At 62.0% G+C, this 12681-nt stretch carries 13 protein-coding genes; 6 read left to right on the top strand and 7 right to left on the bottom strand.

Annotated features, from left to right (window positions below; genetic code table 11):
* Window positions 1-82 precede the first annotated feature (82 nt).
* The 3 genes from M0D67_RS09205 to M0D67_RS09195 all read left to right on the top strand — a co-directional run bounded on the left by M0D67_RS09205 (window position 83) and on the right by M0D67_RS09195 (window position 2309).
* A complete protein-coding gene (locus M0D67_RS09205; protein ID WP_154562493.1) occupies window positions 83-1123 on the top strand; it encodes an amidohydrolase family protein in 1041 nt (346 codons plus the stop codon).
* Window positions 1120-1800: an RraA family protein gene (locus tag M0D67_RS09200; protein WP_154562495.1), complete on the top strand. Its 681-nt coding sequence runs from the start codon at window positions 1120-1122 to the stop codon at window positions 1798-1800. Before M0D67_RS09205 ends, M0D67_RS09200 begins: the two co-directional genes overlap by 4 nt.
* 110 nt (window positions 1801-1910) lie before the next feature.
* Window positions 1911-2309, top strand: coding sequence for a hypothetical protein (locus M0D67_RS09195; RefSeq protein WP_266238633.1), 399 nt, complete (start codon window positions 1911-1913; stop codon window positions 2307-2309).
* Window positions 2310-2332: 23 nt separating this feature from the next.
* On the opposite strand, the gene M0D67_RS09190 is transcribed toward M0D67_RS09195, so the two are convergent.
* Window positions 2333-3187, bottom strand: coding sequence for an AraC family transcriptional regulator (locus tag M0D67_RS09190; RefSeq protein WP_266238632.1), 855 nt, complete (start codon window positions 3185-3187; stop codon window positions 2333-2335).
* A 23-nt stretch (window positions 3188-3210) separates the two neighbouring features.
* Complete coding sequence (locus tag M0D67_RS09185) at window positions 3211-3924, bottom strand: alanyl-tRNA editing protein (protein WP_168435785.1); 714 nt, start codon at window positions 3922-3924, stop codon at window positions 3211-3213.
* A gap of 223 nt (window positions 3925-4147) precedes the next feature.
* Between M0D67_RS09185 and M0D67_RS09180 the strand changes: the two genes are divergently transcribed.
* Both M0D67_RS09180 and M0D67_RS09175 read left to right on the top strand, forming a co-directional pair.
* Window positions 4148-4714, top strand: a complete 567-nt coding sequence (locus tag M0D67_RS09180) for a chromate transporter (protein ID WP_154562503.1) — start codon at window positions 4148-4150, stop codon at window positions 4712-4714.
* Between the two features lie 2 nt (window positions 4715-4716).
* On the top strand, window positions 4717-5289 hold the full coding sequence (locus tag M0D67_RS09175) for a chromate transporter (protein ID WP_154562505.1): 573 nt from the start codon (window positions 4717-4719) through the stop codon (window positions 5287-5289).
* Window positions 5290-5299: 10 nt separating this feature from the next.
* On the opposite strand, the gene M0D67_RS09170 is transcribed toward M0D67_RS09175, so the two are convergent.
* From M0D67_RS09170 to M0D67_RS09150, 5 genes are all read right to left on the bottom strand, one after another.
* Window positions 5300-6547 (bottom strand): enolase C-terminal domain-like protein, encoded by a 1248-nt coding sequence (locus tag M0D67_RS09170; RefSeq protein ID WP_266238631.1) that lies wholly within the window; start codon window positions 6545-6547, stop codon window positions 5300-5302.
* A gap of 115 nt (window positions 6548-6662) precedes the next feature.
* Complete coding sequence (locus M0D67_RS09165; RefSeq protein ID WP_154562510.1) at window positions 6663-7955, bottom strand: MFS transporter; 1293 nt, start codon at window positions 7953-7955, stop codon at window positions 6663-6665.
* 80 nt (window positions 7956-8035) lie between these two features.
* The gene (locus M0D67_RS09160; protein WP_171926694.1) at window positions 8036-8803 is read right to left on the bottom strand and encodes an SDR family oxidoreductase; all 768 of its coding nucleotides are present in this window, start codon (window positions 8801-8803) and stop codon (window positions 8036-8038) included.
* A 90-nt stretch (window positions 8804-8893) separates the two neighbouring features.
* Window positions 8894-9613 carry a FadR/GntR family transcriptional regulator gene (locus M0D67_RS09155; protein ID WP_168435786.1) on the bottom strand — a complete coding sequence of 240 codons (720 nt, stop codon included), beginning with the start codon at window positions 9611-9613 and terminating at the stop codon, window positions 8894-8896.
* A 216-nt stretch (window positions 9614-9829) separates the two neighbouring features.
* Window positions 9830-10825, bottom strand: coding sequence for an ABC transporter substrate-binding protein (locus M0D67_RS09150; protein ID WP_154562515.1), 996 nt, complete (start codon window positions 10823-10825; stop codon window positions 9830-9832).
* Window positions 10826-11170: 345 nt separating this feature from the next.
* On the opposite strand from M0D67_RS09150, the gene M0D67_RS09145 reads away from it, so the two are divergent.
* Window positions 11171-12529, top strand: coding sequence for an MFS transporter (locus M0D67_RS09145; protein ID WP_154562518.1), 1359 nt, complete (start codon window positions 11171-11173; stop codon window positions 12527-12529).
* Window positions 12530-12681 lie beyond the last annotated feature (152 nt).

Genomic DNA, 12681 nt, shown 5'->3' with positions numbered 1-12681 from the left:
TGACTGACGAAACAGCGAACGTAGCGAACGCATAGCGCGGACAGGTAAACATCCACAAAGACATCAACGGATTTTTCACACCATGATCATCGATTGCCACGGTCACTACACCACCTCGCCGCCGCAGCACGAGGCCTGGCGCGCGCAGCAGATCGCCGCGCTGAAAAACGGCGGCTCGCCGCCACCACGCCCCCTCATTACCGACGACGAAATTCGCGAGAGCATCGAAACCGGCCAGATCCGCATCCAGCGCGAACGCGGCACCGACCTCACGATCTTTTCGCCGCGCGCCGCCGGCATGGGGCATCACCTCGCCACGGCCGAAGCCAATGCAGTGTGGTCGAGCGAATCCAACGACCTCATCCATCGCGTAGTGTCGCTGTTTCCGCGCAACTTCGTCGGCGTATGTCAGTTACCGCAAGCGCCGGGCGTGGCGCCGGCCAATTGCATCGCCGAACTGCGGCGTTGCGTGGAAGAACTGGGGTTTATCGGCTGCAATCTGAATCCGGATCCTTCCGGCGGACATTGGTCGGGGCTGCCGATTACGGACCGCTCGTGGTATCCGCTCTATGAAGCGATGGTGGACCTCGACGTGCCGGCAATGATTCACGTGTCCTCGTCGTGCAATCCGAATTTTCATGCGACGGGCGCGCATTACATCAACGGCGACACCTCGGCGTTCATGCAGTTGCTGCAGGGCGATCTGTTCGCCGACTTCCCGACCTTGCGCTTCATCATTCCGCACGGCGGCGGCGCGGTGCCCTATCACTGGGGCCGCTATCGCGGACTCGCGCAGGACATGAAGCGGCCGCTGCTCAGTGAATACCTGATGAAGAACGTGTTCTTCGATACCTGCGTGTATCACCAGCCCGGCGCTGAGCTGCTCGCCAAGGTCATTCCTGTTGAGAACATCCTGTTCGCCTCGGAAACCATCGGTGCGGTTCAGGGTATCGATCCGGAAACCGGTCACTACTACGACGACACGCGGCGCTATATCGACGCCATTGAATGGCTCAGCGCCGCGGACCGTCAGCGCATCTACGAAGACAACGCCCGCGCGGTGTACCCGCGGCTGTCCCATCAACTCGAGCAGCAATTCGCCACGCAAGGGGCAACGATATGACTGTCACTACGAATCCCATCGGCTGGCGCGAACACGAATCCGCGCCTCAGGCCAACCCGGCAACGCTCGACGCATTGCGTGAACTGGCGGTTTCTCTCCTCAGCGACAACATGGCGCGTGCGAGCGGCATGGTCGGCTTGCGGCCGTATCATCAGCCCAAACCGATGGCTGGCACGGCGGTCACGGTCCACACCCGCCCCGGCGACAACCTCGCGATCCATCGCGCGTTCGACTTTTGCCGGCCGGGCGACGTGCTCGTGATCGACGGCGCAGGAGATCTGACGCAAGCGCTGATGGGCGAGATCATGGCCAGCTTCGCGGAGAGTCTGGGCGTGCAGGGCCTTGTGATCGACGGTGCGATCCGCGATGTCGGCGCGCTACGTCAGCGCGATTTCCCGGTATACGCGCGCGGCGTGACGCATCGTGGGCCTTACAAGAACGGCCCTGGCGAGATCAACGTGCCGGTCACGGTCGGCGGGATGGTGGTTCATCCTGGGGACATCATCGTTGGCGATGAAGACGGTTTGCTCGCGATCTCGCCGGCTGACGTAGAAGCGGTGATCGAAGGCGCGCGGCGGCAGAATGCGAAAGAAACGGCGGCGTTGAAGTCGATCGCCAATGGGTGCTTTGACCGTTCGTGGGTCGTGCCGCATCGCGACCGGATGATGAACGGCTGACTTCACGCACGACGCCAGAGCGTGCATGATGCTGGCTGGTTCCTGCCGCGTAGCTTGAGTCGCGGCGAACCAGCTAACATCGTCCTAAACCTGCAGGAATCGTGTGCCTCATGGCGGAATATCTGAACGCTGCAATGCTCCTTGAACTCGCGCAACGTGCGGAGCAGCGCACTGCCGCGCCCTGCATGTGTACAAAAACGCCGCTGGACGGCTGGCACTCTCAGCCGTTGTCTCTCGACGAAACGCAGTTCAAGGAAATCGGCACGCTTGCACCGGAGGACGATCCGGAACCCACGTTCAGCGAATACCTGCCGGGCAAAACGACCTACTGGTCGGCGGACGCACCCATCGCGCCGCGTTACTTCCCGTACAACCGCTGTGCCGTCTGGCAGTGCGCGTTGTGCGACCGTCTTTATCTGCGCTACACGGAAGGGGGTGGCTACTTCGCCGATCGCAGGATTCGCACTATACAGTCGGCGCTGATCGAGGACGTTCCGCTTCCCGAGTAACGTTAGAGGCGCAGCGCGCGGACTTAATGCCCAGGCTTCAGCGCCGCATACGTCCCCGGTGTGATCCCATAGGCCCGCTTGAAAAGCCGGTTGAGATGGCTTTGATCGTAAAAGCCGACGGCCGCGGCAGCGGTCGCCGCGCTATGCCCCGCCGCGAGCATGCGTTTGGCCGCGAGTAGCCGCACCTGCGTTGCATAGGCGTGCGGCGGCAGTCCAAACTCTTTGCAGAAGGCACGCGTGAGGTAATAGCGGCTCAGCCCTACCAGTTCCGCCAGCTCATCGACCGGAATATCGCGCGCATAGTTGGCGGCGACGTACTCGCGCACCTGCGCCATCTTGTGGGCTTCGCGCCGTGCTTCGCCGAGCTCGTGCCGCGATTGCCCATACCGCCCGACCAGCATCCCCATCGCCGCCCACCAATTCGCCTGCCGCTCCATCAGCGAGACCGAGCCGTGCTGGTCGAGGCTCGCATGCGCCTTGACCAGCAGGCCGGCCAGATGTGCATCCTGATAGAGCCCCGGCGGGATCAGAAGCGGTTTGTCGGAACGCGAGTCCGGTGAAAACACAGCACCCAGCGCGCCTAGGCCTTCCATGTCGAGATAAATGGCGCGGTAATTCCATTCGCGGCCTTCCCACACCTCGCCGCTGTGATATTCGCCGGGTCCAAACACGAGCACGCTACCGGGTCCGGCGACATCGCTGCCGGTGCGCGTATGACACTGCCCCGCACCGGACTGCGTCATGACAATGACGAGTTCGTCGTGCAGATGCCGGTCGAATTTGTGCTCGCCGTAGCGGGCGCTCGCGAGACAGGCGCCGTCGAGCGCGCCGTCTCGCCAGCACACTACTTCCGGCTCGCTTTTATCCGATGTGTCCATGGCTCGCTCTCCCGGGATACCCTTCAAACCAGCTCTATTCTGACCCGGCGATTGCGGCGCCCCTTGTTTTCTATCTTCACGATGCGGATCGGTTTCGATTGCGCCGTGTTGGTCAGATGCGTGCCGCCGCAAGCCTGCCGGTCCAGGTCGCCGATTTCGACGATCCGCACCGTGCCGTCGGAGGTCGGCGGCGGCGCCACCGAGAGGCTGCGGATCAGGCCCTGCGTCGATTTTGCCTCCGCTGCGCTGACGTAGTAGGTCCATACGTCCATGGCGCTGCGGATCACCTCGTTGGCCGGTTCCTCGAGCAGGCGCAATGCATCGTTGTCCGCCTCAGGCAGATCGAAATCCATGCGGGCGGTGCCGTCGGCATTGATCTGCGCGCCGGTCACGAGTGCGCCGGCGAAGCGCTGATACACGAGGGCGTTGAGAATATGCGTGGCGGTATGAAGCTGGGCGACGGTGGCGCGCCGGGCCGCGTCGACGGCCACGTGGACCTCGCCGTTCAGTTCGAGCGGCTCGTCGAGCAGATGCCAGAGCATGCCGCCTTCCGGCGCGACGCCGGTAATGCGGACGGCGCCGTGCGCGTGGGTCAGGGTTGCGGCGTCCGAGACCTGGCCTCCGCCGCCCGGGTGCAAGGCCGTGCGGCCTAGCACGACGGCGCCGGGCCGCGAGGCGATCACGCTCGTTTCAAACTCGAGTAAGTCCGGCTGCTCATGGCAAAGATAGTGCGCCACCTTGAATTCCCCGCATGAAATGACTGATTACGCCTAGGATACTCAGTCTCATGGGAGGTCGTCTTGGTCAAAAATGCTCTGTGCGGTTGGGGCCGGACCATCAGTTTCACGGCGTCCGGAAACAAACCCCCGGTTGATATAATTTTCCAGTCGCCTATGACCGGGCACGCTCACCAGAAGCAAATATTTCGCCCGTCATACGTCAATCTGACTGGAAGATTCGATGTCCCAACAAATTGCCAACACGAGTCGACCGCCCACCCTCACCGGGCTTTTCCTTATATTCAGCCGTATTGGACTCACCAGCTTCGGTGGTGGCCTGAGCGGTTGGCTCCTGCGCGAATTCGTCCAGGATCGCGACTGGATCAGTGAAGAAGACTTTTTGAACGGCCTGGCCATCTCTCAAGCGCTGCCGGGCATCAACGTCAAAAACATGGCGATCTGGATCGGCCACCGTCTGCTCGGTTGGCGCGGCGCGTTGCTGGCGGTTGCCGGCATCATCATCCCACCCGCGATCGTCATCATTATTCTCGGCACAGTCCTCAGTCATCTGCTGCAGTATCCGCTCGCTCACATCCTGCTTGCGGGCGCAGCGGCAGCGGCCACCGGCCTGTCGTTGTCGATGGGCGTGACGACCGCACGCCGGGTGCCACGCAGACTCCTCCCGCTGCTGTTCCTCGCGGGTACCTTCGTCGCGGTCGGCATATTGCGCCTGCCGCTGGTGTGGGTCGTGATCGGCGCGGGAGGCCTGAGCGTGCTGTTCGAATACATCAAACTGCGCAAAGCCTGACCATGTCGAATCGCGTTCTTCTACAGCTTGCGGCCGTTTTCGCGCCCCTGTCACTGGTGACGATAGGCGGTGGCCAGGCCATCATCGCCGACATCCAACGGCAGGTTGTCGACGTGCATGGATGGCTGACACATGCCCAGTTCGGTGTCGACTTCGCCATCTCGCGCATGGCGCCCGGCCCCGGGTCGCTGCTAGCCACCTTGATCGGCTGGCAGATTGCCGGGTTCTGGGGCGCCGTGGTGGCCACACTGGCATTGCTCGCCCCGACCGGCATCCTGATCTACGGCGTGACCCACATCTGGACGCGCTATAAAGGCGCGGCGTGGAAACTGGCGCTCGAGCGCGGGCTGCGCCCCGTCGCCTCCGGCATGATTCTCGCCGCGGGATGGGTTCTGTTGAAATCTCTCGACGGTGGGCTTCCGGCTAAAGCGATTGCCCTCATGTCAGTGGGGACGCTGCTTGGCACGCGGATCAATCCGCTGCTTCTGTTGCTTTGCGGTGCGTTGATGCTGCTCGGTATGTACGAGCTTGGCGCCAGCCTTCCGTCCATCCTTCAAGTTCACATGGCAAGCTAGTGCAATTCCGTCACGGCGTCTGCAGCGTGCCGTCCTTCAAGCGGGTTTGCGTCCACGTCGTCACGGTGTTTTCGCAAGGATATTTCGCGGCCTCGGTTTCGTCGATGTCCACGCCCAAGCCCGGTTTGTCATTGGCATAAACGTGTCCGTTCCTGAATTCCGGCAGACCCGGGAAGACATCCAGCAAGGCGTCTCTCGGCCCCTTAAGGTCCTGGATCACGAAGTTCGGCGGCTCGGTTCCCGACCATTCCTGCACGCCGAAATTGCGCGCGGCGAGATCGATATGGATATTCGCTGCATGCGCCAGCGGCGACATATCGCCCGGACCGTGCCATGCGGTCCGTACCCCGAACTGCTCGGCGAATATCTGCAGCTTACGGCCTGCGGTGATGCCGCCGATCTGGCTGAGATGCACACGAATAAAGTCGATCAGGCGCTCGGTGATCAGAAACCGCCATTCATACGGGTTGTTGAACAGCTCGCCCTGGGCCAACGGCGTAGTCGTTTTGGCGCGTAGCTGACACATCCATTCGCCTTCCTCGAGCGCAATCGCGTCTTCGAGAAAGAACAGCTCGTACTGTTCCAGCTCGCACGCGAAGCGGATCGCTTCAACCGGCTTCAGGCGTTCATGCACGTCATGGCACAACTCGACGTCGAAACCAATCTTGCTGCGAATGCCGTCGAACAGCTTGAGCGTCTCCCGCATGTACTTTCTGCTGTCGAGATACACGCCATCCGCGGCGCCTTCGGGCGCGCTCGCTGGCGCCTTGCCGAAGCTACCCCCGCCATAGCCGCCGCTCTGGCAACGAATATGCGTGATGCCCTGCTCGCGATACTTCTGGATGTTCTCGCACAACTCGTTCAGATCGCGACCGTCCGCATGGCGATAAATCGGCACGCCTTCGCGGCACTTGCCGCCGAACAACTGATAGAGCGGCATGTTCGCCATCTTGCCCTTGATGTCCCACAGCGCCATATCCACACCGGAAATCGCGTTGTTCTCGATCGCACCGTTGCGCCAGTACGCGTTCTGATGCATCAGTTGCCACAGTTCCTCAATCGTCTCGGCGTCACGACCGATCAGCAACGGCCGCAGGTATTCCTCGATGAGGCACGTCACCGCCACGTGCCGGTAGGCGAATGTCGCGCATCCGAGACCGACCAGACCGGGCTGGTTAGTCTCGATCTTCACGACGATCAGGTTGATGCCTTCCGGCGCGGTCAGGATGACCTTTACATCGGTAATCAGGGTTGCCATGTTCTGTCTGCCAAAATCGAATCAATCAAACGAAGTCGAATTGCGCTCTTCTTCGCCAAAACGTGACGTCCGAGGTGTCAGGAAAGACGGACCTGCGCGAGAGATTCCCCGGGCGTTACGTGCGACGCAACGACAATGAAGCAGCACGCTTGGCGTGCTCGTCGGCATTCGCGGGCACGGTCATCATCAGGATCACCGAGAGAAGCAGGCCGGCCGCCATGAAAATATACGAAGCCGCCGGGCTGCCGGTCGCGCCGTTCAGATAGCCCACCACCCACGAACCGAGAAACGCCCCCAACGCACCGCATGCGTTGATGAGGCCGATCGCGCCGCCCAGCACGTTGCTCGGAATCAGTTCCGGCACGAGTGCGAAGAACGGGCCATACGGCGCGTACATCGTTGCACCTGCAACGACCAGCAGCGCGAACGAGATCCAGAAGTGCGAGCCGCCGATCAGATAGGAAGCGACGAACGCAATGGTCCCGACGAGCAGCAGCGGCCAGACGAACAGCTTGCGATTACGCGTCTTGTCCGAGAGCCACGACGCGAGCAGCATCAGGATGATTGCGGCGAGATAAGGCACAGCGGCGAGCCAGCCCACCGACACGATGTCGATCGTCGAGGCGGCTTTGAGGATCGACGGCAGCCACATGATGAAGCCGTACACGCCGATGCTCCACAGCGCATGAATCGCGCAAAACTTGATCACGATCGACGAACGGAACGCTGCCTTGTAATTACGCACCGGCGCGATATGGGCCTGCTCGGCCGTCAGGCGCGCGTCGAGTTCAGTCTTTTCGGCATCGCTCATCCAGGGCGCGTCGGCCGGACGGTCTTTCACCGTGAACCACCAGACCACGGCCCATGCGATGGCAGGCATGCCCTCAAGGATGAACATCTCGCGCCAGCCGAAACTGCGAACCAGATAGCCCGACACCACCGACATCCACAGCACCGTCACCGGATTGCCGAGAATCAGGAACGTGTTGGCGCGCGAGCGCTCGCTGCGTGTGAACCAGCGGCTGATGTACATCAGCATCGACGGCATCACGGCCGCCTCCACGACGCCGAGCGTGAAGCGCAGCACCATTAGCATCGGAATATTGCTGACCATGCCGGTCGCCGCCGCGCACAATCCCCACAGAATCAGACTGAAGAAGATCAGCTTCTTCACGCTATTGCGCTGTGCGTAAATCGCACCGGGCACCTGAAACAGGCAGTAGCCGAGAAAGAACAGCGAGCCAATCAGCGACGAAGTGCCATGGGTGATGCCGAGATCCTTGTCGATCCCGGCCGCGGCGGCGAAGCCGTAATTCGCGCGGTCGAGATAGGCGAGGCTATACGTGATGAAGATGATGGGCATCAGATACCACCATCTTTGAGTTGCTACGGGTTTGACGCTTTCCATGATGTCTCCGGATCAGTGCGGCGCACGAACTATCTGATGCGAGTGGCTGTTTGTTTTGCTCTACTCGCGTGGACCTGCTTTTAAAGAACGGCTAGCCAGCCACCATCGACGTAGATGATCTGGCCGTTCACATAGCTCGACGCCGGTGAAGCCAGATACACCGCCGTGCCGACGAGTTCTTCCGGCTTGCCCCAGCGTTGTGAGGGATTGCTGCTCTTGACCCATGCGTCGAAAGCGGCGTTCTCGATCAGCGGCTTGTTCATGTCGGTCAGGATGTACCCCGGGCCGATCGCGTTCGCCTGAATGTCCGAGGCCGCCCACTCGGCGCTCATGGCGCGGGTCAGCATCTTGATGCCGCCCTTCGCCGCCGTATAGGCGCCGACCGTCGCGCGCCCGGCTTCGCTCGTGAGCGAGCCGATGTTGATGATCTTGCCGCCCGTGCCGCGCGCGATCATGCGGCGCGCGGCCTGCTTCGCGACGATGAAGGCGCTCGTCAGATTGGTGTCGATCACGCGCTGCCAGTCGCTCAGTTCGAGTTCGACGAGCGGCTTGCGAAACTGGATGCCGGCGTTGTTGACCACGATATCGACTTGCACGCCGTCCTTGTCCCACTGCGCGAATGCGTCGGCAACGGCGCTTTCGTCGGTCACATCGAAGGCGCGGCCTTGCGCATTGAAACCCTTGTCGCTCAGACGGGCGACCGCTTCGGCCACCGTGTCGGCGCGCGTGCCGTTCAGGATGACGTTCGCACCGGCGGCCGCCAGTCCCTCGGCAAGCGCGAATCCGATGCCGCGCGCCGAGCCGGTAACGAGTGCCGTGCGGCCGCTCAGATCGAATAGCTGTGTCATGCGTGTGTCCTCTCGATGTTCAGAAACGAGGCGCGAGTGCGCCCCTCGCGATCCCGACGAGGGTCGCGATGAAATGGGTTACGACGATTGCTACGCGGGTTGATCGTTGGCGGTTCGGTCCAGCGCGGCGCGGTCCTCGAAGTCCTGCTCGGCGCGCCTGATGAGCGTGAGTACGGCCTCTTCCGCCGCGACGGGATCCCCCTTCTCGATCGCGACGCACAGTGCCTCGTGCATCGGCAGCGAACGGGCCGGACCGCCGGCGATTTCAGAGCTGAGTTCGAAACTGGTGCGCAGGATCGCCGACAGCGCGTTCTGCATCTGCTGGACGAACTGGTTGTGGCAGGCGGTAAGGATGGCGCCGTGAAACGCGAGGTCGGCGGGAACGTACTCGCCGTGGCCGGCGACCGCGCGTTCCATTGCCTTGAAAGCCCGCCGGACCGCGATGCGGTCTTCATCAGTTGCGCGTTTCGCGGCAAGCCTCGCCGCGTTCGGCTCGATGATCAGGCGCAGTTCCATCAGATCTTCGATGAGGCCGGGCTCGACGGCGCTTGCACGCGCACGCCACATGATCACGTCCGGGTCGAACAACTGCCATTGCGCACGCGGCAGCACGACCGTGCCGTAGCGGCGGCGCACCTGCAGCATGCCCTTGGCGGAGAGCGACTTCATCGTCTCGCGGATGGTGATGCGGCTCACCTGCATCTGCTCGGCAAGCACCGGCTCGGCGGGAAGAATGTCGCCGGGCATGAATTTGCCTGAACAAATCTGTTCACCCATCTGATTCAGGACCTGCCTGTGCAAAGTCGCCACGATTTGCCCTCTATGTCATACGTATGATGTAGAAAGATAGGCGCGACGAGGCCGCATGGCAATTCGGGTTCACCCGCAGTGCGGGTGGGAAGGGGTAGCCGGTATGGAGGGCGTTGCTGCGATGGAAGGGATTGCCGGAGCGCACGGCGCCGGGCAAACGCGCTGCGGCTCCGCTGGGCACGGAGCAACGCGCCGCAAAGCGCACTACCGGTTGCGTCAAACCTTTGCGATATGCGTCTCGGCGATCGCGCGGACGTCGATACGGCGCGGCAGGATAGCGTCGCGATCCGCGCTATCAGCAACCTTCTGGAGCGCGGCGATATCCGCCTCGGTCACGAAGTGCTGTTTCAATGCCGCGCGCTGCGTGATCTGCTTCGCGGCGTCGAGTGGCGAGCGCGTCAAGGTCGAGTAGATCTGCGCGTAGGCATCGGGATTCGCAAGCGCCCAATCACCCGCGCGTTGCAGCCGAAGCAGAACGTCTGCGATAGCCGCGCGTTTGCGCGTATCCGCCAGCGCGGCGCCCGATGCAGTGATGAAGCCGAGGCCACTATTGATCCCAGAACCGTCCCGCAAAATACGCGCGCCACGTTGGACCGCGATACCGTAGTACGGATCGAATGTCGCCCACACGTCGATTGAACCGGACGCGAACGCCGCAAACGCATCGACCGGCAGGATGAAACGAACCTTGACGTCGTCCTTCGAGAGTCCTGCTTCGGCGAGCGCACCGTACAACTGGAATTGCGAAATGCTGCCGCGCGCCGACGACACGAATACGGTGCGCCCCTTCAGATCCGCCACCGTGCGAATCGGTGAATTGGGCGCAACCAGAATACCGAGTTGCGCGCCCGACCCCACACGCGTCGCGACGATCTTCAAGGTCGGATCGCCGACAGCCGCTGCAAGCACAGGCAAGTCGCCCGCCGGGGCAAGATCGACGGCGCCCGCGCGTTGCGCCTCGAAGAGTGGCGCGGCACCCTGGAAGTTAGCCCAGCGAAATGCGTACGGCGTGCCGTCGAGAACCTTGGCCGCTTCGGCAAGCGCCCGTGTGCCGCCGGCCTGGTCGCCGAGCACGATCGTGGTCGATGCCAGATCGGCGGCCTGCACGTTGAGTGAATGAAATGCGCCGGTTGCGGCAAGCGCCGGAACTGCGCCGAGCAGCTTCAGCGTGCGTCGCCGCGCGGAAAAAGATGTGGAAACAGAAACGGCCATATGCCCTCGCTTGCAATATTTCTGCAAGCGTAGCGATCAGGACGCTTCGTGAGAATGATTCAATTCCGATATCGTTATCTCGATCGGGCAGCTATCTTTTTCACCCCAGCGCGAGCCCGTCACTTACGACTTCTCGAATATGCCGCGATACGCGCCGTACATCGACAGAACGATCAGCGCGCTGACCAGCGGCGAGGACCGGCCGTCCGATCATTCGCCGCACTAATACAAAGGATTAGAAAACAGACTTTTACTTATTGTTTTTGGCTTCCGATAAAGGCACCAGGCCATGCGCGCAATGGCTGCGTTCATCCACTGAAACCGCCATGCCTCAAGGAGAAACCCATGACGTCCTACCGCCCCACGGACACGCCAGCGCCACCGCCAGGAGATGGCACCCCGGTCAACATGAAAAAGATCGCGGTGGCGAGTGTGATCGGCACGACTGTCGAATGGTATGACCTGTTCGTTTTCGCCACCGCCTCGGCACTCGTCTTCAATAAGGTGTTCTTTCCCGGCTTTGTCCCGTTGGTCGGCACCTTGCTGGCGTTCGGCACGTTCGCCTCCGCCTACCTCGCGCGCATCGTCGGTGCCGCCCTGTTCGGCCATTTCGGCGACCGCCTCGGACGCAAGGCGATGCTGCTGGTCTCGCTCATCATCATGGGCATCGCGACGTTCTCGATTGGGCTGCTGCCGAACTACGCGTCGATTGGCATCTGGGCGCCCATTCTGTTGCTCACCTTGCGCGTCATTCAGGGGCTCGCGCTCGGCGGCGAATGGGGCGGCGCCGTGCTGATGGCGGTGGAACACGCGCCGGCCGGCAAGCGTGGACTGTATGGCTCGTGGGTGCAAATCGGCGTGCCTGCCGGTACCCTGATCGCCAATCTGGCGTTTCTGCTCTGCAATGCCACGCTGTCAAACGACGCACTGCTCTCCTGGGGTTGGCGCATTCCGTTCCTTGCGAGCGCATTGCTCGTGGGTGTCGGGCTTTATATCCGCCTGAACACATCGGAAACGCCGTCGTTTCGCAAAGTCAAGGAGGCCGACGCGCAGGTCAAGTTGCCGATCGCCGAGGTTCTCACCCGATACTGGAAGCAGGTTCTGCTCGGCGGCATCGCGACGATGTCGACGGGCACCTCGTTCAACCTGATCGTCGCTTTCGGGCTAACCTATGGGACGCAGACGCTGGGCTTCTCACGTAACGCGATGCTTTCCATCGCGCTGATTGCCTGCGCACTCTGCATCGTGTTGTTGCCGGCCTTCGGCAAGTTATCCGACGTCGTGGGCCGCAAGCCGGTAATCATCGGCGGCATCGTCGCCGAGGCCTTGCTCGCTTTTCCGCTTTTCTGGCTGCTGGATACGCGCGAGTTTCCGTTCGCGCTGCTCGGCTATCTGCTGATGATGACCGCCTTCGCCGCGAACTATGGACCCATCGCCACCTTCCTCGCGGAGCTGTTCGGCACCGAGGTTCGCTACTCCGGTCTGTCGGTGAGCTATATGTTGTCCGGGCTGCTCGGCAGTGCGGCCACGCCCATTGTCACCACCGCGCTGTTGTCCGCTACAGGCCGCGGTTCGTCGGTGGCGTGGTACATGATGGGCTCGGCTGCTGTTTCGGTACTCGCGCTCGTGCTGCTCGCGGAGACGCTTCGCCGTGATATCTCGTCTGCGGCGCGCACCAATGCCGCCACGGCGAGCCTTTCGTGAAGGTCTGATATGAAAACGGAAAATGCCGCTCTGATGCAAGCCTCACCCGACTCATCCTTACTGCACAGTCTCGAATCCGTCAGCTTCCCGACGCTAGGGAAACGCTGATTAATGTACTGCCCGTTCGGTTTGCAGATGAAGCGGCGGGAAAC

The organism is Paraburkholderia sp. SECH4 (assembly GCF_030511745.1).
GTDB classification, from domain to species: domain Bacteria; phylum Pseudomonadota; class Gammaproteobacteria; order Burkholderiales; family Burkholderiaceae; genus Paraburkholderia; species Paraburkholderia madseniana.
This window is presented reverse-complemented; position numbering and strand designations above follow the sequence as displayed.

Coding starts and splice junctions, on each gene's coding strand:
- M0D67_RS09205 (WP_154562493.1), top strand. CDS start 83: ATGATCATCGATTGCCACGGTCACTACACCACCTCGCCGCCGCAGCAC.
- M0D67_RS09200 (WP_154562495.1), top strand. CDS start 1,120: ATGACTGTCACTACGAATCCCATCGGCTGGCGCGAACACGAATCCGCG.
- M0D67_RS09195 (WP_266238633.1), top strand. CDS start 1,911: ATGGCGGAATATCTGAACGCTGCAATGCTCCTTGAACTCGCGCAACGT.
- M0D67_RS09190 (WP_266238632.1), bottom strand. CDS start 3,187: ATGGACACATCGGATAAAAGCGAGCCGGAAGTAGTGTGCTGGCGAGAC.
- M0D67_RS09180 (WP_154562503.1), top strand. CDS start 4,148: ATGTCCCAACAAATTGCCAACACGAGTCGACCGCCCACCCTCACCGGG.
- M0D67_RS09175 (WP_154562505.1), top strand. CDS start 4,717: ATGTCGAATCGCGTTCTTCTACAGCTTGCGGCCGTTTTCGCGCCCCTG.
- M0D67_RS09170 (WP_266238631.1), bottom strand. CDS start 6,547: ATGGCAACCCTGATTACCGATGTAAAGGTCATCCTGACCGCGCCGGAA.
- M0D67_RS09165 (WP_154562510.1), bottom strand. CDS start 7,955: ATGGAAAGCGTCAAACCCGTAGCAACTCAAAGATGGTGGTATCTGATG.
- M0D67_RS09160 (WP_171926694.1), bottom strand. CDS start 8,803: ATGACACAGCTATTCGATCTGAGCGGCCGCACGGCACTCGTTACCGGC.
- M0D67_RS09150 (WP_154562515.1), bottom strand. CDS start 10,825: ATGGCCGTTTCTGTTTCCACATCTTTTTCCGCGCGGCGACGCACGCTG.
- M0D67_RS09145 (WP_154562518.1), top strand. CDS start 11,171: ATGACGTCCTACCGCCCCACGGACACGCCAGCGCCACCGCCAGGAGAT.